The organism is Leeuwenhoekiella sp. H156 (assembly GCF_052218455.1).
Lineage (GTDB): Bacteria > Bacteroidota > Bacteroidia > Flavobacteriales > Flavobacteriaceae > Leeuwenhoekiella > Leeuwenhoekiella parthenopeia.
In genome coordinates this window covers 557,976-583,397 of the sequence record NZ_CP197499.1, presented here as the reverse complement: position 1 = coordinate 583,397, position 25,422 = coordinate 557,976, and the positions used below count along the sequence as shown (strand labels likewise).

Genomic DNA, 25,422 nt, shown 5'->3' with positions numbered 1-25,422 from the left:
TTTAACACTCTGTTTTCGCGACAACTTTGCGATAAACCTTAAGTTTGTGATCCTATACAAGATCACAATTCATGCTTATACCATTTCAAGATTTAGCTAAAAATTCCCGCCTTTGGATCTACCAGAGCGACCGTAAATTTACGGAGGAAGAATTACCCAAACTCAATCAGGAACTTTCAGTCTTTTTGGAGCAATGGACTGCTCATGGGGCAGATCTCAATGCGGCCTTTGAGATCAAATACGATCGCTTTATTGTAATAGGTCTGGACCAAAGTTTAAACGCGGCTTCCGGTTGCTCTATTGATGCCCAGGTGCGTTTTATTCAAAAGCTGGAGGCAGCCTACGAAGTTTCTCTACTTGACAAGATGAATGTGACCTACATTCAAAACGACCGTTTACATTTTAAACCTTTGGCCGACTTTAAAAAGATGGCTAAAGATGGCGCCGTGGGTAAGAATACCATCGTTTTCAACAATTTGGTGAATACCGTTGAAGAATATGAGGAACATTGGGAAGTTCCTGCAATAGAAAGCTGGCATAACCGTTTCTTTAAATAAAAAAGATATGCTGCATAAATCAGTTTTCCTGATGTTTGTTTTTTTAACCGGCTTTCAGGCTTTTTCACAGAGTAAAAACCCCCTTATAGCAAAAGAAATCTCAGAGCAGCAGGCCTGGGTAGATAGCGTGTATAATGCGATGAGCTTAAAAGAGCGTATTGGCCAGCTTTTTATGGTTGACGTTTTTTCAAGCGATCCAAAAGCAAAAACCGATGCGATCAAATCACTCATTCGCAATCAGCATATTGGCGGAGTGATTTTTTCTAAAGGAGGACCTGTGCGTCAGGCTAAACTCAATAACGAGTTTCAGGCTGCAAGTAAAGTACCCCTGCTGGTCGCCATGGATGCCGAATGGGGCCTTGCTATGCGTCTCGATTCAACCTATGCTTTCCCGTGGAATATGACCTTAGGGGCCATAAAAGACAATTCAATTGTTGAAGCTGTAGGGAGACAAATAGGTTTGCACAATAAGCGTCTGGGTGTTCACATCAACTTCGCCCCGGTGGTAGATATCAATGTAAATCCCGAAAACCCTATTATTGGTAACCGTTCTTTTGGGGAAGACCGCACTAATGTTACTCAAAAAAGTATTGCGTTTCTAAAAGGAATGCAGAGCACCGGCGTTTTGGGTAGTGCCAAGCATTTTCCGGGGCATGGGGATACCAATCAGGATTCGCATAAAACCTTACCCACTATACCTTTTTCGCGCAAGCGCCTCGATTCTATAGAGATGTATCCCTACAAACCGCTTATTGACGCAGGTATTGCCAGTATCATGGTTGCGCACCTCAATGTGCCTGCTCTGGAAAGTCGTAAGGGCTATCCCACTTCGATTTCTAAAAAGGTGGTGACCGGTTTGCTTAAAGACAGTCTTGATTTTCAAGGGTTGATTTTTACCGATGCCTTAAATATGAAAGGTGCCGCAAACTTTAAGGAGCCCGGGGATATCGATCTGGAAGCTTTTTTGGCAGGAAATGATATCTTGCTTATCAGCGAAAATGTACCGAAAGCAGCAGCAAAAATTGAAGAAGCCTACAAAAACGGAAGCATCACCGAAGCCCGACTTTCCCGCTCTGTAAAGAAAATTTTATTCGCCAAGTTTAAAGTAGGACTCAACGCTTACCAGCCGGTTGATACCCAGAATCTCTACGAAGATTTAAACAAGCCGGAAGATGATGTGATTTATACCAAAGCGTTGGCTCAGGCTTTGACGGTTTTAAAAAATGACGGTGCAATCCTGCCCGTTAAGGATTTAAACGATAAGAAAATCGCTTATGTAGAAATAGGCGATGACAGCGGTAAGGCCTTCTTTGAAGCGATGCGTAAATATGCCGATGTGACTCAGGTAAGCGGGGCGAGTGCCGCAGAGCTTTTACAGAAACTGGAAAAGTTTAATTACGTCATTATTGGTTTTCACCGCTCAAATGAAACTCCCTGGAAGTCCTTTTCTTTTTCAGCGCAGGATGTAGCTACGATTGAAGCCATTGCGGCAAAGAAACCTACGGTGCTTGATGTATTTGTGCGTCCGTACGCCTTGCTTCAGCTTAAGGACCTGACTCAACTGGAAGGGGTTGTGCTTTCGTATCAAAACAGTCGTATCGCGCAGCAGCTCAGTGCTCAGCTTATCTTTGGAGCTATCAGTGCCGAAGGAAAGCTTCCCGTTTCGCTTAACCCGCATTTTAGAATCAATACCAGCTATGAGACCGGAACCTTGCGTCGCCTTAAATACGGCCTCCCTGAAGAAGAGCAGATGGACTCTCAAAAACTACAGGGAATTGATAAACTGATGCGCGAGGGACTTACCGATCTTATGTTCCCCGGAGCTCAGGTGCTTGTAGCCCGTCATGGAAAGGTGATTTTTGAAAAAGCCTATGGTTATCACACCTACCGTAAAAAGCAACCCGTTGCGCTTGACGATGTATATGATTTGGCTTCGATGACCAAAATTCTGGCAACCTTACCCGTCTTGATGCAACAGTATGACGCCGGAATGCTCAAACTTGATGATCAATTGGGAGATTTGCTTCCGGTTTTAAAGGATACCAATAAGCAGAATATTACCGTAAAAGAAGTTTTATCCCATTATGGGCGCTTAAAACCCTGGATTCCCTTTTATACGGCGACTTTTGATGAAAGCGGAAAACTTTCTAAAAACTACTACCGCACCCGTCCCGAGGACGATTTCAGCATTAAAATAGCCGAAGATTTATACCTGCGTAACGATTACCCGGATAGCATCATAAAAACCATTGCAGATTCCGATTTGCTTTCAAGACGTGTTTATAAATACAGTGATCTTTCGTATTTCCTTTTTAAAAAATATCTGGAAGATACGTTAGGTTCTGATCTTGATACGCTTACGCAAAGACGGTATTATGAGCCTCTGGGCGCAAATTTTATGGGATATAAACCCTTGTCCCGTTTAGCAAAAGCAAAGGTTGTGCCTTCAGAAAACGATACCTATTGGCGTATGCAACAGGTGCAGGGTTATGTGCACGATATGGGTGCTGCGATGGAAGACAATATTGGCGGCCACGCCGGCCTTTTCAGCAATGCCAATGATGTTGCCAAGATGATGCAAATGTATTTGCAAAACGGATATTATGGTGGTAAGCGGTATTTTTCGGAAAACACCATGAAAGCCTTTAATACCTGTTATTATTGCGATGAGGGTGTGCGCCGCGGGATCGGATTTGACAAACCGCAATTAGGTACTGCAGGACCCACCTGTGGCTGTGTGGCTAAGTCGAGCTTCGGTCATTCGGGTTTCACCGGTACGTTTACCTGGGCCGATCCGGAGTCTGAGATCATCTACGTGTTTCTTTCTAACCGAACCTTTCCCACCGCAGAAAACCGAAAGCTGATTACCTCAGATTTAAGAACCCGCATCCAGCAGGTAATTCAGGAGGCGATCATACTTTAGCGACTTCTTAATTATTTCTAAAAAAAAGCTTTTGTAATCGATGCCGTCTGATTATTGAGTAATTTTAGACGATGAAAATTGCTATAGTTTGTTATCCCACTTTTGGAGGGAGCGGTGTAGTCGCAACCGAGTTGGGAATTGCGCTTTCCAAGCGCGGTCACGAAGTTCATTTTATAACCTACAAGCAGCCCGTACGCCTTGACCTGCTCAATGAAAAAATCTTTTTCCACGAGGTCAATGTACCGGAGTATCCCTTATTTCATTTTCAGCCTTACGAACTGGCGCTTTCGAGCAAACTGGTAAACATTATAAAGGCTTATAATATAGATGTGCTTCACGTGCACTATGCCATTCCACATGCCTATGCAGGATATATGGCCAAAAAAATGCTGGAGCAGGAGGGAATACGTATTCCTATGGTCACAACGCTGCACGGTACAGATATTACCCTGGTAGGAAATCATCCGTTTTATAAGCCGGCGGTTACCTTTAGTATTAATAAAAGTGATGTGGTGACTTCGGTTTCTCAAAGCCTTAAAGAAGACACCAACCGCCTGTTTGACATCAAGCGTAAAATTAAGGTGATTCCCAATTTTATTGATTTGGCAACTGTAAAAAATACGTTTACAGATTGTCAGCGCGGGCTAATGGCCAGCGAAAATGAGCGCATCATCACCCATATCAGTAACATGAGGGAAGTAAAATGCATCCCTGATGTAATTAGGACTTTCTACGCGATTCAAAAGGAAATCCCTTCAAAACTCATTATGGTGGGTGACGGCCCTGAACGTGGACCTGCTGAAGATCTGGCTGCAGAACTGGGCATTGCCGCTAAGGTGGTGTTTTTGGGTAATAGCAACGAGGTAGAGAAAATTCTGTGTTTCTCAGATCTGTTTTTACTTCCTTCTAAAGCCGAAAGTTTTGGTCTTGCCGCACTGGAAGCAATGTCGCACAGTGTTCCGGTAATTTCTTCAAATGCCGGAGGTCTTGCCGAAGTAAATATTCACGGGTTTTCCGGTTTTCTTAGCGCAGTGGGCGATGTAACCGATATGGCTGCCAACGCCCTTACTATTTTACGCACCGATGCCGGACTTAAAAACTTCAAAAACCAGGCTAAAGAACAGGCGCAGAATTTTGCTATAGAAAAGGTTGTGCCTTTGTATGAAGAGGTGTATACCAAAGCCATTAAGCGCATTGCACTTAAGAAGAAACCTTCCCTTACAAAATAAGAACGCTTCCTTTTTCAGGTTTAAACTGAAACTTTAAAGCATAAAAAAAGGCCATCAATCGACGGCCTTTTCAATAGTGTTGATTTCTTATTAGAACTGGTAACGCAAACCTAATGCGATATCAAAATCTAAATCATCATTATTGTAATCTCCAAAACCAATTTCCGGTCTAAAATCTAAAGAGATCAAAAGAGGGATATCAAAATTGTATTCAATACCTATATCACCAGCTGCGAAAACGAAGGTATCATTTTCATCATTAAATCTTCCATTATCATAGCTATATGATGCAAGTCCACCACCTGCACCAGCATACCAGTTAAAGCCACCGTCAATATTCCATACCCATTGATACAGACCGGCTAATTTAAAACCATCATAATCATTACCTGTTCTTAGACCAAGATCTAATTCCAGACGATTATTTCCACCTAAAGCGCGTTGGTAAGAGATTTCAGCACCAAAACCATCACTGTCTCCTAAACGTAAACCTAGAGCGTTGTCTGCAATTTCCTGTGCCTGTGAGCTAAATGAAAAACCGGCGATTAAAACAAAAGCTATAAATAATTTTTTCATAATAAATTCGTGTTTGTTAATACTTGATTGGTGCAAATGTAGTTTTAGAACATACAAGTTATAATAGCGTACGCGCCAATCTTTTGTTAAGCTTATCTAAGACTCTGTTAATATCTGTATCCGTGAATAATTGTACCTTTAGCCTATGATTACAAGCCTTGACGAAGCCCTCGACACCCTTACAGCATCACTCGAAGGAGAGTTGATGTTAGATCAATTGCACCGCAACTTATATGCGACCGATGCCTCGGTATACCGCCGTCTGCCTCTTGCAGTGGCATTTCCTAAAACCGAAGAGGATCTTAAAAAACTGATCCTTTTTGCTCAGGCTAACAAGGTGGGACTCATTCCCCGAACAGCAGGTACATCTCTGGCCGGGCAATGTGTGGGTGAGGGGATCGTGGTAGATGTTTCTAAACATTTTACAAGGATCATAGACTTTAATCAGGAGGAAAAAACCGTTACGGTTCAGCCCGGAGTCATTCGGGATGAGTTAAACCGTTTTCTGGAATCTCACGGTTTATTTTTTGGTCCGAATACCTCTACTTCAAACCGCTGTATGATTGGCGGAATGGTAGGTAACAACTCTTCGGGTACGACTTCTATTCAATACGGCGTAACCCGCGATAAAGTAGTTGAGCTAAAAACCCTGTTGAGTGACGGTAGCGAAGCGGTTTTTAAAGATTTAACTGCGGAAGAATTTGCGCTAAAGCGAAAACTAAACACGCTTGAAGGGAAAATCTACGATACGCTGTATCAGCAATTAAATACCAAAGAAGCTCAGACCGAAATTAAAAGTAACTATCCCAAGCCCGAAATACACCGTCGTAACACCGGTTATGCGCTTGATGCCCTGTTGAATAATGAGGTGTTTTCCAATAGGCCCGAAGCCTTCAATATGTGCAAATTGCTCGCCGGAAGCGAGGGAACCTTGGCATTTACTACAGAGATCACCTTAAAGCTTGACGAACTTCCACCTGCAGCAGGAGTGATGGTTGCTGCGCATTTTAAAACCATCAATGCCTGCCTCGAGGCCGTTGTGCCGGTGATGCAGCATAATCTGTATGCCTGTGAAATGATGGATAAGGTGATTTTAGATTGCACCCTGAATAATCGCGAGCAGCAAAAAAACCGGTTTTTCATTCAGGGCGATCCAAAAGTGATTTTGATGCTTGAGGTACGTGCAGCAGATTTAGATACCGCCCGCAGGCAGGCTCTTAAGCTAATAGAAACATTGGATGCATCGGGATTAAGTTATGCGCATCCTACGCTCGAAGGACCCGAAATCAACCAGGCGCTGGAGTTGCGCAAAGCCGGTCTGGGCCTTTTGGGCAACATCGTAGGCGATCGCAAAACCGCCGCCTGTATAGAAGATACCGCAGTAGCTTTAGAAGACCTGGCCCCGTATATCAAAGAGTTTACCGCTCTGATGAGTACGTTTGACCAGGATGCCGTGTATTACGCACATGCAGGTGCAGGCGAGTTGCACCTGAGACCTATTCTCAACCTGAAGAAAAGTGATGATGTGCTGCTGTTTCGTCAAATTACCACTGCTGTGGCGCATCTGGTAAAAAAATACAACGGTTCCCTGAGTGGTGAGCACGGCGATGGGATTGTACGCAGCGAGTTTGTGGAGCTGATGCTGGGTAAAGCCAACTACGAGCGCATAAAAGCTGTTAAAAATGCCTTTGACCCGCAGCATATCTTTAATCCGGGGAAGATTGTTGATGCGCAACCGCTTGATACGCATTTGAGATATACACCAGACCGCGAAGAACCGGAAGTAGAAACATTGATGGATTTTTCAGATTCTGAAGGCATTTTGAGAGCGGCTGAACAATGCAACGGAAGCGGCGATTGCCGAAAACTTCCACTGGCCGGAGGAACCATGTGCCCCAGTTACCGTGCTACCCGTAATGAAAAGGATACGACCCGTGGCAGGGCTAATGCCTTACGGGAATTTTTGACCAATTCGCCCCGAAAAAATCCTTTTAATCATAAAGAACTCAAAGAGGTTTTTGACCTGTGTCTCAGCTGTAAAGCCTGTGCCAGCGAGTGTCCCAGCAATGTGGATGTTGCAGCATTAAAAGCTGAATTTGAATACCAGTATAAAAAAGAGAACGGGAGCTCCCTCCGTACCCGTGCTTTCGCCTTTAACAGCTATCTCAACCGGTTTGCTTCGGTAGTGCCGGGTGTTACAAACGGTTTGTACACCGGTAAACTTACCGGTAAATTGATCAAGAAAACCCTCGAGGTGGCCCCTGAGCGAAGCCTTCCGCCTTTGGCTAAAAAAACCTTGCGCAACCGCCTTAAAAAACTGCGGGCTTTCAATCCCAAAAAACCAATTAAGACCGTCTATCTCTTCGTAGATGAGTTTACTAATTTTCTGGATGCACAAATAGGTGAAGATGCCGTGGTGCTCCTGCAACGCCTCAATTATGAAGTGCGTACGATAGACCACGCAGAGAGCGGGCGCTCGATGATCTCAAAAGGCTTTTTAAAGGAAGCTGCTAAGGTTTCCGACAAAAACATCAAGGCATTTAAGAATCTCGTTGATGCAGAACATCCGCTTATCGGGATTGAACCTTCGGCTATTTTAGGCTTTAGGGATGAATACATTCGGCTGAGTGAAGATGTGGAGGCAGCAAAGATTTTGGCCAAAAACGTATTTATAATAGACGAGTTTATAGCAGCCGAAATCAAGTTGGGGAATATCACCTCCAAATCTTTTATCACGCAAGATAAAAAAATCAAGATTCACGGGCATTGCCATCAAAAATCCCTCAGCGGGATGGAACATACCTTCATGATTCTCAACCTTCCTGAAAATTACAAGCCAACGCTTATTCCTTCCGGATGCTGCGGTATGGCCGGGTCTTTTGGGTATGAAAAGGAGCATTACGAACTCAGTATGCAAATAGGGGAGCAGACCCTGTTTCCGGCTGTGCGTAAAGCGCCTTCAGACACGCTTATTGTGGCGCCGGGTACCAGTTGCAGACATCAGATTAAAGACGGGACACAACGCGAGGCATTGCATCCCGTGACCGTTTTGCGGGAGGCTTTACTTTAATTTAAACGGAAAAAGTCACTTTAAACCGCGCCGGCTCATTGATGAGTTGTCTAAAGCCCTTGTCCAGATTTTTCTGCTCTACTGCGTAGGGATAAAAGCTCACAGGCTCGATGCACAGCATATTGGTGACTTCGGTCCACAACATAAAATTGCCAAATCCCTGCGAACTGATACGCAGTGTTTTGGCGTCCTTAAGTGTGATCTCGGTACAATTTGCAACCTCGTAAGCCCTGCTGCCTACGGCGAGAATATCCTTTAATGGAATTTCCTCTTTTGAAGTGACTACTACCGGATTTTCACTGTGTAATTTAAACGCGGGATGATAACCCAGCATAAATGGCATCCCTTCGGGGCCGGTGATGATAAATTCAATTTCCAGCGCGTCCTGCTTGAGGTTAAACTGCTTTTGAAACCTGAAATCATAAGGCCAGGTCAACCATTCTTCGCTAGATTTTTTCGGGAATTTGGAGTTTTTAACCGGAGTATTGGCCGTGTAGGTTTTCTGAAATACCACCCGGGTTTCTGTAGCATCCACGCATTGGTACTTAAGTTCGCGTAACAACCCATGCTGATCTAGAACCGCATCTCCTTTAGGTGTTTTTACCTTAAAACCGGCTTCATCAGTAGGGCCTATGATGGGGAACATTTCGTCGTCAGACTTGCCCCAACCGGGACTGCCAACCTGGTGTATGTATTCGTGTCCGTCAGCCTTAAAGCTCACGAGTGAACCTTCATCTAATTGTACTTTTAAGTGGTCAAGTTGTAAGGTGGTCATATCAATCTAATTTTTCAAGTGCATGTATATAGTCTAGCTGCAGATCTTCGTGCAGCGCTTCGATCTTTTTGGCGATGTATTCCTTCTGGCGCAGATACAGGTTTCGCAACACATTATTGTTGCGTATTGCAGGGCGCACCTCCGTCATTTTTTCGCAGAAATACAGCAAAAGCGCGACTTCCGTTTCTTTGTTGCCGGAGTAGCGGGCGTATTTTTTGGTCTCCTTCAGAATCTTACGGATACCTTTCTTCATCCAGTAATAATTCTTGGTATTGATGGTCTCAAACTGTTCGGCGATCAGCTCCTTGACGCTTTCCATATACCCGGTTTCATAATCAGATTCAAACAGCAGGTAGGTAAGCAATTCTTTGTTTTCTTTCTTGAATTTTGCCAGTTTGAGGCAGATTTCGAGCAGGTCTGCCTCGTCCCGATGCTGCAATTCTTTCTTTAGTTGAGAAACCGTCGCTGTCTTCATACCCGCAAGTTAGCCAAAAAGCTGTTAAAGCCCGTTAATACTGGTGTTTCAAAAGCTAAAATATCATTAAAATGTTGCAGAACCGTCCTGTGCTTAGTAGTTTTAGATATAACCAAAAAAGAAAAATAATACTACTATGAAATTTACACGTAACGCATCTGCAACTTGGAAAGGAAGAATTAAAGCCGGAATGGGAACTATTTCTACCGAAAGTGGTGTACTTGATGCTGCAAAATATGGTTTTGCTACCCGTTTTGAAGATGGAAAAGGTACAAACCCGGAAGAATTAATCGGAGCGGCTCACGCAGGATGCTATACCATGCAATTATCTGCGTTTTTAGGCGAAGAAGATTACAATCCCGAAAATCTGCATACCGAAGCTAAAGTAACTTTTGAAGACGGTGCGGTGACTAAGGTGCATTTAACCTTAACCGGTAAAGTGCCGGAGTGCAGCGAAGACGAGTTTTTAAAGTTGGCCAACAAGGCTAAAGAAAATTGCCCGATCTCAAAACTGCTTAAGGCAGAGATCACGCTTGACGCTACTTTAGAATCCTAATTTCTTGCAGAACGATATAAAATTAAAAGTCGCCAACGGGCGGCTTTTTTTCATTTACGATGATTTGTAAACAGGTTTGCTTTGGCCTTGCGTATATTTGAAAACCATAAAATTGATACGTGCCCTATTCTTTAGCCAATTTACTGCCGCCATTTATAGCTCTGTTGCTTACCTACGGTTTATGTATGCTGCTTTACAAAACCCGACTGGCAGACCTTTTTAGTGATGCCGGAGGAGGAAAAAAACTGCACAAAAAAGCAGTGCCGGCATCAGGAGGTATTGCGATAATTCTGGGAATTTTTGGAGCCTCAGCCTTGTTTTACCCCAAATTTCTTGTGACCGAAAAATGGCTTTTTCTGGGGCTGACCGGCATATTTATTTTGGGTTTGATAGACGATCTCAAATCTTTAGGTTGGCTACCTAAACTCATCGCCCAGCTCGTTCTCATTGGCTTTGTGGTCGTCGTGGCCGATGTACGTTTGGAAACGGTTTTATTTGAAGATCGTTTTCTGCTGATGCCTTACGCGTTAAGTGTTATTCTGAGTATAGCGATTCTCACCTTTGGTACCAACGCGTTCAATTTTATTGATGGTTCAGACGGACTGGCAGCTCTCGTTGCGCTTACGGCAATTTTAGGCATGCTGTTTTTTCAGATTCCTTTTTTCAATCCGTTTTTATTTGTAGTGGTTGCCGCGGTATTTGGTTTTAGAATGCTCAATAAAGAACCTGCCAAGATCTTTATGGGTGATAGCGGTTCGCTGTTTCTGGGCTTGTTGTGCAGTGTGTTACTCATCAAATTTATTGAAGCAGACCTTTCTACAACTAACTACTGGCTCGAGACCTACAGCCAGCGTCTGCCGGTCGCAATAGCTTTATTTTGGTTTCCCGTTTTTGATACGCTGCGGGTTTTTAGTCTGCGTCTTCGTGCCGGTAAATCCTTATTTGAACGCGATAAGCTACACAGTTACTCCTTGTTGTTGCGCGTGGGTTACCGTCCTGCCTTTATCGCGCTTGTGGTTTTTCTGGCAACCCTTATTCAGGTATTGGGGGCGGTTTATCTGGTTCCCTTAACCGGAATTTATCTGTATTTTGTTTTACAAGCGATGCTTTGGTTTGGGTTTCATTTTTACCTCAGACTTTTGGTAAAGCAGTTTAAAGAAGAAAAGTAATTCGGTGTATTTATGAGCAAAACGCCCAAAATAGGTCTTTCGCTTCCGTTGCTTAACGAAACGGATACTAACGCGGTGGCGGAGGCTTTGCAGGCGAACTGGATTACAGCGGGTGGTCCTTTTGTACAGACTTTTGAGCAGGATTTAAAAGCGCATTTAAATACCGAAGCTGAGGTTGTTGCTTTAAATACAGGTACTGCCGCATTACATCTGGCGCTTATTTTGGCCGGGGTGAAACGTGGCGATTTTGTGATTTGCCAGACGATGAGCTATGTAGCTACTGCCAATCCCATCGCATATCTCAACGCCATTCCGGTTTTTGTAGACAGCGAGCCTGAAACCTACAACCTGGATCCCGATGCAGTGCTCGAGGCTATTCAATTTTGTTTAAGTCAGCATAAAAAACCGGCTGCGATTGTAGCGGTTCACTCATACGGTATTCCGTGCAAAATTCAGGAGATCGCAGCGATTGCACAGGAATACGAGATTCCGCTTATTGAAGATGCTGCGGAAGCACTCGGAAGCAGTGTTGCTGGAAACGCCTGCGGGACTTTCGGCGATTTTGGAATCTTATCCTTTAACGGCAATAAAATCATCACCACCGGTGGGGGCGGAGCATTGATTTGTAAAAATGCGGAACAGGCAAAATTGGCAAGACATCTAGCCAGTCAGGCGAAAATGACTCAGGAAGCTTTTGAGCACGATGCGGTGGGCTATAATTATTTGATGCCCGGTCTCAATGCAGCTTTGGGAAAAAGTCAGTTGCAGTCTTTGGATGTTAAGGTTTCCGCAAAGCGAAATATACACGCAGTGTATAGCGAAATTTTCAAAGAACAATCAGGTGTTGCATTGTTAAACGAACCACCGGAATGCTTTTCAAACTATTGGCTGAATTTTTTGCGTTTTAGTACACCTCAGGAAAACGCTACGCCAAAAGGCCTACTGCAACACTTGCAAAGTGCCGGAATTGAAAGCCGCCAACCCTGGAAACCCTTACATTTACAGGGAATCTATAAAGAACAACACTATTTTGGGAATCCCGTTGCCGAAAGTCTTTGGCAAAACGCCCTGTGCCTGCCCAGCGGTGCCGGACTCACAAAAACCGAACTTAACTACATTCAGGAAACGCTAATTGCGTATTTTTCGCGCTGATTATGACGCAACATTCAGTACAGAACGAAATCATTCTAATCACGGGAGCCGCAGGAAGCATTGGCCGCGAACTCACCCTGGGTCTTGCTAAACGCAATCCAAAACAGTTGATTCTGGTTGATTTTGCCGAAACGGCTTTACACGGCTTGTTACTTGAATTAAAACAGGTCGCCCCGAATACCGCGATCAGGTATTTTATAGACAGCATTTGCAATGAAGCTTTCGTTACGCATCTGTTCAATGAGTTCAAAGTCACGACGCTTATACACGCGGCGGCTTACAAGCACGTCTCTATGGTTGAGACTAACGTGTGTGCAGCTATTAATACCAATTTTACAGGAGCTAAGCAGATTCTCGATAAGGCGATAGCGCATCAGGTAGCTCGATTCATCTTTGTTTCAACGGATAAAGCGGTTAATCCTCAGAGTGTGATGGGGCGCACCAAAAAGCTCTTTGAAATGTATGCGCTGAGCGAGCAGAAGCAAAATCCAAATATTCAAATTCACATCCTGAGGTTGTGCAATGTGTATGGTTCGTCAGGATCTGTCGTGCCTTTGTTTGAAGAACGAATTTCTAAAAATCAGCCGCTTATTATTCGCGGAAAGGAGTCCAGAAGGGCTTTCGTGCAGCCCGGGCAGTTGATGCCTATGTTAGCCGTTTTGATGGGAGGTGCAGCTTCGGGAGTCTATATTCCAAAGGATTATGAACTGTTAACTGTACCCGAAGTTGCAAACCGGGTGTTGGAATCCTTCGGTATCAATAAGGAAGATTATCCCCTGGAATACGAACCGCTCTTTTCATCCGAAAAAGAAAATGAAGAGCTTAAAGCTTCCACCGAAATGGAAAGTACTGCGTGTACCGGATCATTGGTCTTGGTTAGCAATACCAAAGAAACCCTGCTTGATTCAGCCTTACTGCTGCAATGTATACGTTCCGCCCAGAACTACAGGGTAAAAGAAGCTCAGTCGCTTTTAGAAAGGATTACTTCAGAATAAATTTCAGCTAAATGTCTCAGTGGTGTTGCTGATGATGCGTTCCAGAGCCTGCTCGTATTTACCGGGGTATTTGGCGTTCTTCAGGTTTTCAATATGCCGCATATGATGGGTATCGGTCCCAAAGAAGTCAAACATCCCATCTTCCAGAAGCTTGAGCGCTGTTTTGGCAATTCCCGAACCGTAATAGCCGGTGATTGAAAGTGCGTTAAGCTGAAATTTGCAGATGCTCTTTAATTCGGTATAGGTGTCGTATTTGCTGTGGTAAAAGGCGTAGCGCTCGGGATGCGCCAGTACGGGAACAAAGCCGGCGTTGCCTATTTTAAATAAAATTTCGCGCAGGTTTACCGGAGGTTGCAGATAAGACATTTCGACCAAAACAAACTGCTCCTTGAGCGGCAGGATTTTTTTGGCTTCCAGTAAATCGGTAAAGGCACTGTCCATCATATACTCAGATGAAGCGCGTATGTTGAAGGCATCCTGGCCTTTTTCGGCTAAGAACTTCTCCAGTTTGTTTTGGGCTTCACAAATAGTTTCAGGTGTATTGGGATGAAAATCACTCATGGTATGCGGTGTGCAGATGAGCTTTGTGATTCCCAGTTCCTTAAAATGGGAGAGCAATTCCAGAGAATCTTCAGGTGTTTTAGCCCCATCATCGATTCCCGGTAGTATATGATTGTGAATATCTGTAAATTCGCCCAACCTGGAGGCTAGGAGTTTTTTAGAACTGAAAATAGAAAACATGCTGCCGGTTTATTTTGTGCAAAAGTACATGTATTGTCCGGTTTAAGATGTTAAGAACTTCCCTCCACGTTCAAAACAAGCAATTATGAAAACCCTTTTTAGTCTCCTGAGCCTGATGCTCGTTTCCGTATTACAGGCCCAGGACAGTCTGGTAACTTCAATTGACCTGCGCGGAATGGCCTCAAGCGGCGATGCTAATAACTTCTGGTTTTATGCCAATCAAAAAGGCCGCTTAGATGAGCAGACTAACTTTTATGCTCTGGCAGAGACTAAATACGAAAAGGCTTTAAATGAAGATAACCGCTTTGAATTGGGCGGAGGGGTATTATACAAAGATGGTTTGTATGACGGGGTAATCATAGACCAGCTTTATGGCACCTACCAGTGGAAGATCATAAGAGCAGATCTTGGGGTTAAACACCGTGACGAAAAGTTAAGCGGAATCTCTAGTGTAGGTGGAGATATCATTTGGAGTAACAACGCACGTGCTTTACCCGGAGTCTATTTACAAATGACCGAACCCTTCAAAATTTTTAAATGGTTTGAAGCCAAAGCCACTTTTGGACATTACTTTCTGGGAGACGACCGGGTGGTTGAAAATGCACAGGTACATCACAAAAGCCTCGAGCTGGCACTGGTTTTTTCGCCGGGAGATCGCCTGAGCGGCAGTATGAAGCATTATGTGCAGTTTGGAGGGACTTCCCCTCAATACGGTGAACAACCTTCCGGTTTCAGGGATTTTATAGATGTTTTTTTCGGGCAGGGATCCAGTAATTCTGGTGCATTTGGTGGTGAGCAGGTAAACTCCTTAGGAAATGGTTTAGGATCTTACGAACTTGCCTATGATTTGACCCGCGAAAACTTTTATTTACGAATGTACTATCAGTCACTTTTTGAAGATACCTCTGGGATTGAACTCAGCAATTTTCCCGATGGGGTCTGGGGTACGTATCTCGAGCCTGAAAACTGGGGTTTTATCGATGCTCTAATTTATGAATACGTGCAAACCGTCTCACAAAGCGGGCGTCTTAGTGATGCATCAGGAGGCGGGAGCCTTAGTGGTGGCGACAGTTATTTCTGGAACGGCATTTACAATACCGGTTGGCAATACCACAACCGCATCATAGGTTTGCCTTTTGTAATCCCGGATCGGGTTAATCCACAAAGTAAAAATATCAACGATCGCTTTTACATTCATCATCTTGGAGCTACAGGTACTCTGGGTAAGTTCAATTTTAAGGGTAAAGTGAGTTATGTAAAAAATTTGGGTACTTACGGCAGACCCTATCCTGTAACCGAGGAAGCAATTTATTCCTTTCTGGAGCTTACCTATCCCAGTAAGTTTGGAAGCTTTACCGGTTTGTTTGGAGTAGATTACAGTAACCTCTCCAAAGAAAATCTGGGAATTGGGCTTAACTACCGGTATCAGTTTTAGAAGTTAACTTCGGTTTTAAGTATCTTGCTTAAAAACACCGTCTTGTTGAGATTTCTGTATTTCATTTTTTGCTTTATACTCTTTCTGCCTGCGATGATAGGGCAGGAGTTGCCTCCTGTGCAAAACTTTTCGCCCGAAGAGTATGCAGCAGAGAATCAAAACTGGGCCATCACCCAGGGAGCCAATGATTTTATTTACGTGGCTAACAACTTGGGTCTGCTGGAATATGACGGAGCACGCTGGCGCGTTTACGATTCCCCCAATAAAACCATAATCAGAGCCGTTGAGGCCAGTGGCAATCGTATCTACACGGGAGCCTATATGGAATTTGGCTACTGGGAACCCAACCGGAAAGGACTTTTAGAATATCATTCCTTAAGCAGCCAGAAGGAATTGCAACTGGTCGAGGATGAACAGTTCTGGAATATTTTTACCATCGACAACCTGGTACTGTTTCAGTCTTTAAACCGAATTTACAGCTACGATACCCAAAATCAGAGTCTTGAAACGTTTTCTCCCCGGGGTAATATAACCAAAGCATTTCGCATTGATAAATCGGTCTATTTTCAACTGGAAGGGCAGGGGCTTTTTCAGCTTCAGGAAGGAAAAGCGGTCTTACTATCAGATGCGGAGTTCTTAAAGTCTGATGTTCTGGTCGGCTTTTTCAAAAGTGAAAGTCGTTATAACATGATCATGGCACGCTCGGGGTTTTTCAGTTTGAAGAATGATGAAGTGTCGGCTCTTACCGTACCTCAAAGTGTTCAGGAGGCGGTTATTTACAGTTGCCAAAAGCTCAGAGACGGCTCCCTGATGCTGGGTACTATTTCTTCAGGTCTGATACATTTAGATGAGGCCTTTAATTTTGATTACGTTCTCAACCAGCAGCGTGGCATCACTAATAATACGGTGCTTTCAATTGAAGAAGACCGGGATGCTAACGTATGGCTGGGACTTGACAACGGTATAAGCGTTATCAACAGCAGCACGGCTTTTAAAGTGTTTAGGGACAATGCCGGTAATCTGGGTTCGGTATATACTTCAGCTCGGGTAGGGGACTATTTGTACCTGGGCACCAATCAGGGATTATTTTACCGTACTATTCAGGATAAAACAAGCAATTATCAATTAATTCCCGGAACTAAAGGACAGGTTTGGAGCCTAACTAAAATAGGGGATGATTTGTTTTGCGGTCATCACGAGGGGACTTTTTTGGTGGATAAAGCCCAGGTTAAGCAACTTGCCAGAACACCGGGTACCTGGCAGGTACAATGGCTTTCTAAAGCCCAGGGACTCGCCATTCAGGGAAATTACAGCGGTCTTTATGTCCTGCAAAATACAGCCAATGGCTGGCAGCTTAGAAATAAAATTTCCGGTTTTGATATCTCAAGCAGGTATTTTGGTCTCGGACCAAACCAGACCATTTATGTGAGTCACGAGTACAAAGGGGTTTTTAAGGTTTCGGTAAACGAAAATTTCACGAGTGTTCGCAATTATGAATTGATACCTGAATTACCCCCGGCAGAAAAAGCGGGTATAACATCCTATAAAGACCGCTTGTTCTACGTAAGTAATGCGGGTGTTTATGAACTCAATAAACAGACCGAAGCTTTTCAGCTGGATAGTTTGCTTACCAGGAGTTTTTTTGAAACAGGTACCTATACCACCGGAAAACTAACTTATGACGACGCAAATGATCGTCTGTGGGCTTTCAATTCACAGGAAATCAGTTATCTGAAACCGGGTATTCTGGCTGATGAGTTTGAAATAAACCGTTTTGCCTTACCGGCGAAAGCTCGCAGGGATATTCCGGGTTTTGAGAATATTACTCCGGTTGGCACCAACGTGTATTTGTTGGGTAATTCTACCGGATATACGCTTTTTGACCTGAATGAGGCCCGCGAGGAAGGGTTCAGCATACGACTACGCGGTGTCGAGAATGGTACCCGGGATGGAAAGTTGCAATACATCGATCAGGACAACAGGGAGCCTTATCCCAATGAGCAGTCTAATTTTAGGTTTATGTTTAGCGTGCCGCAATACGACAAATTTCGTGCTGTGGTTTATCAGTACCGGCTACAGGGCTATTACGAGGAGTGGTCAGCCTGGTCACCTGAAGCACTGGTTTCTTACGAGAATCTTCCGTACGGGGACTATGTTTTTGAAGTACGGGCGCGTATTGGGGAATCGTACTCAGAAAATACACTTAGCTATCCTTTTCAGATCAAACGACCCTGGTACTTATCTATACTCGCTATTGTATGTTATGTTGTTTTAGGGCTTCTGCTCATTGCAGGAATTCAAATCTATAACCGGCGTTACTACCGGAAGCAAAAACAAAGACTCATCGAGATCAATAACCGCAGGATTGAATTGGCCAATTCTGAAAAGCAGCGGGAGATTATCAGGCTTGAGAATGAAAAACTACAGCAGGATGTAGATAGTAAGAGCCGTGAGCTGGCAGCTTCTACCATGAATCTGGTTAAGAAAAACGAGTTGCTCAACACCATTAAAAAGGAGTTGGAGCAGACCGAACAAAAAAACACAAAGACGGTTATTAAAATCATAGATAACAATCTGGATCCTAAAAAAGATTGGGAATTCTTCAAGGAGGCTTTCAATAATGCAGATAAAGACTTTTTAAAGAAGATCAAGCGCCTGCATCCCAAGCTTACTCCAAATGACCTAAAACTTTGCGCATACCTGCGCTTGAATCTGACTTCCAAGGAGATTGCTCCATTACTTAACATTTCGGTACGCAGTGTAGAGATAAAAAGATATCGTTTGCGTAAAAAAATGGATTTAGAGCGCGAGGATGGACTTGTTGAGTATATTCTTTCGATCTAAAAGACCTATACAAGTCTGATATAGAACTCAACATTACCTATACAAAAGCCTGTAATGTGGTGTTTTTGAGTGTTTTTTGATTTTACATTCTTAATTTTAACATCTGTCCTTAAGCCTTATTACGAAAGCGTTTGCGTTGAGTTTTTCTCGGTTATGCCGGTTAATACCGGGGTTGTTGATTTTTTGTAAAGGCAGATTTTAAGGAATTGTTAATGCTTGCGGGTAGATTTGATTTCAAATTAAACATATATGAGATCAATATTATCCTTAATGGTTCTTGTTTTGTTTTCATCGGGGCTTTTCGCACAGACCGGTGATCCCATTCAGGCATCAGGTACAGTGACAGATATGACGGGAATGCCACTTCCCGGGGTTAATGTCATTGTAAAAGGAACTTCAAGAGGGACCAGTACAAATTTTGACGGTGAATTTAGCCTCTCAGTTCCGCAATCAGGTACCCTGGTTTTTTCGTATCTGGGTTTTCAACCCAAAGAAATAACCGTTACGAGTACCAATCCCATCACCGTTCAACTGGTAGAAGATGCCAGTGCCTTAGAAGAGGTAGTGGTAATTGGTTACGGTACACAAACCCGTAAAGAGGTTACCGGAGCCGTTGCTGTGGTAGGTTCTGAAACTATCGAAGAGCAAAACCCGGTACGCATAGAACAGGCGCTACAAGGGCGTGTTGCGGGGGTTAACATCAGTTCGACCTCAGGTTCTCCCGGTAGTGCTTCAACCATTAACATTAGAGGTATTTCAACCAATGGAGACAACCGTCCTCTTATTTTGGTTGATGGGGCAAGGATTGAAGACTTAAGTGTCTTAAACCCAAATGATATTGAAAGCATTAATATTTTAAAGGATGCCACAGCAGGTATTTATGGGGTTTTAGCAGCAAACGGGGTGATCCTGATTACGACCAAAACTGGTCGTAAGAACACAGACTTAAGAGTAAATGTAGATTCGTATGTAGGTGTTCAGGAAACCACACGTAAATTACCTGTTTTAAATGCTACCGAATACGGGGCAATCATTAATGAAGCCTTTGTTGCCGGTAATCAGGCACCACCATTCCCCAATCTTAGAAATCTGGGTATGGGTACAGACTGGCAGGATGAGGTTTTTAGAAAAGCCTTTTTATCTGACGTAAACGCTACTATTTATGCCGGGGGTGAAAAATCTGCATACTCTATTGGTTTAGGTTATCTCGATCAGGACGGTATAGTAGGAGGCGGTGCAGCAAACTTTGAGCGATTTACCGGTCGCGGAAGCTATAATCTCGATATTACCGATAACTTGAAATTTAAAGCTTCGGGTATTTACACCAACTCTAACCGAAGCACGCTACTTGAAAACACATTAGGATCAGTACTCTTCAACGCAGTTAATATGGATCCTACCAGACCGGTGCGGGATGCTAACGGCGATTTTACCTTAGCTACCGGTTTAGGAAACGAAGTAATCAACCCAGTTGCGCAAATTGCCAATACCTTCAACGGTACTCAGGTTGATAAAATTACCGGTACTGTAGGTTTGTCCTATGGATTCTTAGACAATTTCAAAATCGAATCGAACTATCAGTTCAACTATTCGGAAGTTCGTAATCGTGCTTTTAACCCTTCCGGTTTAAATTATGGTGATGGTAAGGTATTTAACAACCTGGGACGTAACGAGTACTTCGTAAACGATAGTTTCTTTAGAGATTATACCTGGGATAATTTTTTAACCTATACCAATACCATCGCCGATGATCACAACATAACGGCTCTTTTGGGTATGTCGGCTTTTAGAACCAGCGGAGAGTTTTACAACTTCACCGGCCGCGGTGTACCGGGTAATACCTTTGCTGAAGCAAGCCTTGTTGGTGCAGAGGAAGTTATTGATGCACGTACGGTGAGTGGTGGCCCCAATGAATTTGACCAGCGTTTACTATCCTATTTTACGCGCCTGCAATACAACTTTAAAGAAAAATACTTGTTCTCTGCTTTGCTGAGACGAGATGGTTCTTCAAATTTTGGACCTGAAAATAAATTTGGAACTTTTTACTCATTCTCCGGAGGTTGGGTACTAAGCGAAGAAGCTTTTTTTGATAGCGAACTCATCAATTTTGCTAAGCTCCGAGGAAGTTACGGAAGTTTAGGTAATGAACGAATTCGTGCATTTGGATTCTTATCTGTACTTGATGGTGAAGGAACCTATGTTTTTAATGACGAATTGGTCTTTGGTGTTGCACCTGGACAGTTATCAAATCCGGAAATTAAATGGGAGCGTCAAAAGTCTTATGATATAGGTGTTGATCTTGAACTATTCAATTCTGCAATAAGAATAACCGCAGATTACTTTAATAAGCGTACCGAAGACTTATTACTGGTACCTCAGGTTTCAGGATTGCTAGGAGTTACGGCTCCGGGATCTTCTGCACCTACCGTGAATGCCGGTAGTGTGGAGAACAAAGGTTTTGAATTTTCAATCAACTACAACCAGATCATCAGCGATGATGCCGATTTCAACATTGGATACAACTTTACAACCCTTAAAAACGAAGTGCTTCAGGTAGGAAATCAAAGCGGATTCATACCAGGCGGTTCATTTGGCTTTGGTCAGGAAGCTCCGGCACGTATGGAAGCCGGTTTCCCAATAGGATATTTCTACGGCTTACAAACCAACGGAATTTTCCAAACCCAGGCTGAGGTTGATGCGCACGCCACGCAGGCAAATGCAGTGCCGGGAGATTTACGTTATGTAGATCAAAATGGTGACGGAGTGATAGACGGTGATGATCGTGTCAATATTGGCGATCCTATTCCTGATGTGACGATGGGCTTGAACATCGGGTTTAATTATAAAAACTTTGACTTTACCGCTTATGCCTATGCATCAATTGGTAATGACATTGTACGGGCTTACGACCGTAATCAAAACCTGACCAATAAGACCAACTATGTTTTAAACCGATGGATTGGTGCCGGTTCCACAGATACCTATCCTCGGGTGACTATTGGGCCTAACTCAAATTTGCTGTTTTCTGATTTTTATGTGGAAGATGGTTCGTACCTAAGACTTCAAAACGTACAGGTGGGTTATAGTCTGGGCAATGACGTTATTGAGCAGTTGGGAATTAGCAAACTGCGTTTTTACGTGGCTGTGGCTAATGCCTTTACCCTAACCGAATACCAGGGCTTTGATCCTTCTGCATCTTCAGGAGCTCCTATTGGAGGCGGTATTGACCAGGGATTCTACCCCGTACCGCGCATCTATACAGCCGGACTTAACTTCAAATTTTAAACGAAGAGCGATGAAAAAATATATAACATACTTTCAAATTTTAGGCCTTGCTGCCCTGTTGCTTTTTACATCTTGCGGGGAAGACTTTATTGATGTAGCGCCTAATAATGAAAATTCTGAGGACTACTTCAATACCCCGGAAGATTACGAACTTGCCCTGGTGGGTGCCTATGATTTATTACAGGCCACGTATCTGAATGTTCTGGTAGGAGAAATTGCTTCCGACAACACCCTTGCCGGTGGAGAAAGCGCTACCGATACTCCCGGAATACAGGAGATTGATAATATGACCCATACTCCGGTTAATCAGCAATTGCGTGATATCTGGGGCTGGATGTTTAGCGGCGTAAACCGGGCGAACTACATTCTGGAGTTTCAGGATAAAATTGATTTTGACGGTAAAAATGAAATCATTGCCCAGGCCCGTTTTTTAAGAGCCTATTACTATTTTGAACTGGTAAAATGGTTTGGTGATGTGCCGCTTGCCGTAGATCAGCGTTTGTTGTTTGGAGATCAGTTTAATGTAGATCGTACTCCGGCTTCAGAAGTCTATGCACAGATTGAGCTGGATTTGATTTTTGCTGCCGAAAACCTACCGGCTACTCAGGCTCAGGAAGGTCGTGTTACCAGTGGAGCCGCTCGCGCGCTTTTGGGCAAAGCCTACCTCTATCAGGATAAATTTACCGAAGCAGCAAACGCGCTAGATCAGGTAATCGCAGGTCCTTATGATTTGCTTGATGATTATTCGATTTTATTTCTTCAGGAAGGGGAAAACAGCGTGGAGTCTGTGTTTGAAGTTCAGTACACCGATAAGGAAGGAGCCGGTTTTGGATGTTTACAATGTAGTGAAGGTAACGTAGCCGTTGGTTTTAACGGAATACGTAATTATTCAGGTCCTGAATTTGACAGCGGCTTTAGCTTTAATGTGCCGGTAGCCGAAGCTTACAATGCTTTTGAACCGGGAGACAGCCGTCAGGACAATGCGATTTTAGATATTGAAGCCTTTGCAGCACGCACCGGCGCAACCTATAATGAAGGTTATGAGCATACGGGTTATTTCAACCGTAAATACTTACCGCGTAAAGGCGATGCCAACCTGGGCGATGCTAACCTTACCAATCCCAATAATTACCGGTCTATTCGTTTTGCTGATGTATTGCTTATGGCTGCAGAAGCGCACAACCGTAAGACCAATCCTAACGATGTTTTGGCACAGGAGTACCTTAACCGCGTAAGACGCAGGGCTTTTGGAGATCTGGACCACGATATCGTGGCAACCGGCGCAGCACTCACCGAGTTTATTTATGCAGAGCGCAGACTGGAGCTGGTAGGCGAAGGACACCGTTTCTTTGACCTCGTTCGTACCGGTCGCGCGGCAGATGAGATACCCGGCTTTACACCAAATAAAAACGAATTATTCCCCATCCCGTCAATCGAAATCGAACTGGCCGGAAACCGATGGGAACAAAATCAAGGATACTAATTAATACACCAGAATACGATGAAAATTTTTAAACTCTTAGTGTTAGTTCTTACGGCAGTGACCGCGTTTACCGCCTGTGAGGAAGATATCATCACCAATTACGCCTTTGAAGACATTTCGGCACCCCAAAATCTGAAAGCCAATTTTGTCGTAACTCAGGATGATTCGGGTCTTGTGACAATTACGCCGGTGGGTGAAGGGGCTTCAACCTTTACGGTGTATTCGGGGATTGAAGGAGACAGTGCGGTAACCATCAATGCCGGTGAGTCTGTAAACTTTACCTATACGGAAGGTGAGTATCTGGTACGAATCGTGGCGACAGGAGCTACCGGGCTTACCAGTGAATACAATCAAAACCTGATTATATCATTTACAGCTCCCGAAAATTTGGCCTTTACCACTTCGGTAAGTGGTCTTAAGCTTACCGTAACGCCTGAAGCTACCAATGCAGCACAATTTGACGTGTATTTTGGTCTTGGAGATGAGGAGGAGCCGGTTACGATTATGCCCGGTGAGTCTGCGGTTTATGAGTATGCCGAACCTGGAACCTACGATATAAGAGTAGTTGCACGTGCAGCTTCGGTTGAAACTGTAGAACTTACCAAATCTATTCTGGTTGCGGGTGCAGTTGACCCCATCGTAATGCCTGTTACGTTTGACAATCCTGATGTAAACTACGAATTCGTAACCTTTAACGGAGTAACCTTTGAAGTGGTTGCAAATCCAGATCAGTCCGGGGCAAACACTTCAGATTCTAATGTTGGCGCTATCAAAAATAGTGGAGCACAGTTCGAAGGAGGTACGTTCAACCTGGGAACTCCGGTAGACTTTAGCGGTGCAGATAAAACCATTACGATGAAGTTTTGGTCAGATAAACCTACATCAGTTCTGCTGAAATTTGAAGGTGGTGTAAATGGAGAGCGTCAGAATGAGATTTCTAAAGCACACGGTGGTACCGGATGGGAAGAGCTAAGTTTTAATTTTGCTACAGAAGCAAATACCAGCTATATCAATCAAAGTGATACCGGAGGGCAGCCTTTTGTGCCTACGGGCCAATACACTGCAATGACTATTTTTGTAGATGGCCCCGGTACCCTGGCCGGAACCTTCTACATTGATGATATCGAGCAAACCGGCCTTGCAGCTCCTAAACTTCCTGTTACCTACGATCAGGCGGCCTTTGATTATACTATGGGAACCTTCAATGGGACTTCTTTTGAAGTGGTTACAAACCCCGATCAAAGTGGAGCGAATACCAGAGCGTCAAAAGTTGGGGCAATCACTAATAGCGGTCGCAACTGGGAAGGTGTTGCGTACAACCTTTCTGAGCCGGTAGACTTCAGTGGAGAAAACAAAACCATTCAGATTAAAGTATGGTCTAACGTATCGGTACCTGTACTGCTTAAGTTTGAAGGTGGTGTAAATGGGGAACGTCAAAATGAAATTTCAAAAGCACATACCGGTTCGGGATGGGAGCTTTTAACCTTTGATTTCGCTACCGAAGCAACAAAAAGCTTCATTGACGGCAGTCAGGGAGTAGGTGAGCCATTTGTACCAACAGGTCAGTATAATACACTGGTGTTGTTTGTTGATGGTCCCGGTACTACTGCTGGTACGTTCTACATTGATGATATCCAGAAGAATCCGGCACCAAGGCTTCCTATAAATTTTGACAATAAGGCCTTCTATTACGCAATGGGAACTTTTAACGGTTCGAGCTTTGAGGTAGTGGCAAATCCTGATCAGTCTGGTGCAAACACCAGCGCTTCAAACGTGGGAGCATTGACCAACTCGGGCAGAAACTGGGAAGGTGGTGCTTACAATTTATCGCAGCCGGTAGATTTCAGTGGTTCTAATAAAACCATTACGATGAAAGTATGGTCTAACGTATCGGTTCCTGTATTGCTGAAATTTGAAGGTGGCGTGAATGGCGAACGTCAAAACGAAATTTCTAAAACCCACGGTGGAACCGGATGGGAAACGATGACCTTTAATTTTGCCACAGAAGCTGTTAAAAGTTATATAGATGGCAGTCAGGGAGTAGGTGAACCATTTGTTCCTACAGGTCAGTACGGCACGTTAGTATTGTTTATTGACGGTCCGGGTACTACAGCAGGTACCTTCTATCTTGATGATATTGTTCAGCAATAAAAAATA

At 43.8% G+C, this 25,422-nt stretch carries 17 protein-coding genes; 13 read left to right on the top strand and 4 right to left on the bottom strand.

The window, feature by feature from the left end:
• Nucleotides 1-71: 71 nt before the first annotated feature.
• The 3 genes from ACSSS3_RS02335 (at nt 72) to bshA (ending at nt 4,709) form a co-directional block, all read left to right on the top strand.
• Complete coding sequence (locus ACSSS3_RS02335) at nt 72-557, top strand: ABC transporter ATPase (protein WP_442846310.1); 486 nt, start codon at nt 72-74, stop codon at nt 555-557.
• A gap of 7 nt (nt 558-564) precedes the next feature.
• Nucleotides 565-3,480 (top strand): glycoside hydrolase family 3 N-terminal domain-containing protein, encoded by a 2,916-nt coding sequence (locus ACSSS3_RS02330; protein ID WP_442846309.1) that lies wholly within the window; start codon nt 565-567, stop codon nt 3,478-3,480.
• A gap of 71 nt (nt 3,481-3,551) precedes the next feature.
• The gene (gene bshA / locus ACSSS3_RS02325) at nt 3,552-4,709 is read left to right on the top strand and encodes an N-acetyl-alpha-D-glucosaminyl L-malate synthase BshA (protein ID WP_442846308.1); all 1,158 of its coding nucleotides are present in this window, start codon (nt 3,552-3,554) and stop codon (nt 4,707-4,709) included.
• 90 nt (nt 4,710-4,799) lie between these two features.
• Here the strand turns inward: bshA and ACSSS3_RS02320 are convergent, their stop codons facing one another.
• Nucleotides 4,800-5,285 (bottom strand): hypothetical protein, encoded by a 486-nt coding sequence (locus ACSSS3_RS02320; protein ID WP_442846307.1) that lies wholly within the window; start codon nt 5,283-5,285, stop codon nt 4,800-4,802.
• Nucleotides 5,286-5,430: 145 nt separating this feature from the next.
• Here ACSSS3_RS02320 and ACSSS3_RS02315 point away from each other — a divergent pair, with 145 nt between their 5' ends.
• Nucleotides 5,431-8,355: an FAD-binding and (Fe-S)-binding domain-containing protein gene (locus ACSSS3_RS02315; protein ID WP_442846306.1), complete on the top strand. Its 2,925-nt coding sequence runs from the start codon at nt 5,431-5,433 to the stop codon at nt 8,353-8,355.
• A 1-nt stretch (nt 8,356) separates the two neighbouring features.
• Here the strand turns inward: ACSSS3_RS02315 and ACSSS3_RS02310 are convergent, their stop codons facing one another.
• Together ACSSS3_RS02310 and ACSSS3_RS02305 are read right to left on the bottom strand one after the other, a co-directional pair.
• The gene (locus ACSSS3_RS02310; protein ID WP_442846305.1) at nt 8,357-9,130 is read right to left on the bottom strand and encodes an aldose 1-epimerase; all 774 of its coding nucleotides are present in this window, start codon (nt 9,128-9,130) and stop codon (nt 8,357-8,359) included.
• A gap of 1 nt (nt 9,131) precedes the next feature.
• Nucleotides 9,132-9,605: a hypothetical protein gene (locus tag ACSSS3_RS02305; protein ID WP_442846304.1), complete on the bottom strand. Its 474-nt coding sequence runs from the start codon at nt 9,603-9,605 to the stop codon at nt 9,132-9,134.
• A gap of 136 nt (nt 9,606-9,741) precedes the next feature.
• On the opposite strand from ACSSS3_RS02305, the gene ACSSS3_RS02300 reads away from it, so the two are divergent.
• The 4 genes from ACSSS3_RS02300 (at nt 9,742) to ACSSS3_RS02285 (ending at nt 13,477) form a co-directional block, all read left to right on the top strand.
• Entirely contained in the window at nt 9,742-10,161 is a 420-nt protein-coding gene (locus ACSSS3_RS02300; RefSeq protein WP_099646214.1) for an OsmC family protein, read from the top strand.
• A 119-nt stretch (nt 10,162-10,280) separates the two neighbouring features.
• Nucleotides 10,281-11,330, top strand: a complete 1,050-nt coding sequence (locus ACSSS3_RS02295; RefSeq protein ID WP_442846303.1) for a glycosyltransferase family 4 protein — start codon at nt 10,281-10,283, stop codon at nt 11,328-11,330.
• Nucleotides 11,331-11,342: 12 nt separating this feature from the next.
• A complete protein-coding gene (locus ACSSS3_RS02290; protein ID WP_442846302.1) occupies nt 11,343-12,482 on the top strand; it encodes an aminotransferase class V-fold PLP-dependent enzyme in 1,140 nt (379 codons plus the stop codon).
• Between the two features lie 2 nt (nt 12,483-12,484).
• Nucleotides 12,485-13,477, top strand: coding sequence for a polysaccharide biosynthesis protein (locus tag ACSSS3_RS02285; RefSeq protein ID WP_442846301.1), 993 nt, complete (start codon nt 12,485-12,487; stop codon nt 13,475-13,477).
• A 3-nt stretch (nt 13,478-13,480) separates the two neighbouring features.
• Here the strand turns inward: ACSSS3_RS02285 and ACSSS3_RS02280 are convergent, their stop codons facing one another.
• Entirely contained in the window at nt 13,481-14,218 is a 738-nt protein-coding gene (locus tag ACSSS3_RS02280; protein WP_442846300.1) for a tyrosine-protein phosphatase, read from the bottom strand.
• 85 nt (nt 14,219-14,303) lie between these two features.
• Between ACSSS3_RS02280 and ACSSS3_RS02275 the strand changes: the two genes are divergently transcribed.
• From ACSSS3_RS02275 to ACSSS3_RS02255, 5 genes are all read left to right on the top strand, one after another.
• Nucleotides 14,304-15,653, top strand: a complete 1,350-nt coding sequence (locus ACSSS3_RS02275; RefSeq protein WP_442846299.1) for a capsule assembly Wzi family protein — start codon at nt 14,304-14,306, stop codon at nt 15,651-15,653.
• 45 nt (nt 15,654-15,698) lie between these two features.
• Entirely contained in the window at nt 15,699-18,497 is a 2,799-nt protein-coding gene (locus ACSSS3_RS02270; RefSeq protein ID WP_442846298.1) for a triple tyrosine motif-containing protein, read from the top strand.
• Nucleotides 18,498-18,746: 249 nt separating this feature from the next.
• Complete coding sequence (locus ACSSS3_RS02265) at nt 18,747-21,782, top strand: SusC/RagA family TonB-linked outer membrane protein (RefSeq protein ID WP_442846297.1); 3,036 nt, start codon at nt 18,747-18,749, stop codon at nt 21,780-21,782.
• 10 nt (nt 21,783-21,792) lie between these two features.
• On the top strand, nt 21,793-23,265 hold the full coding sequence (locus ACSSS3_RS02260; protein ID WP_442846296.1) for a RagB/SusD family nutrient uptake outer membrane protein: 1,473 nt from the start codon (nt 21,793-21,795) through the stop codon (nt 23,263-23,265).
• Nucleotides 23,266-23,283: 18 nt separating this feature from the next.
• A complete protein-coding gene (locus tag ACSSS3_RS02255; RefSeq protein WP_442846295.1) occupies nt 23,284-25,416 on the top strand; it encodes a hypothetical protein in 2,133 nt (710 codons plus the stop codon).
• The last annotated feature ends 6 nt before the right edge of the window (nt 25,417-25,422 follow it).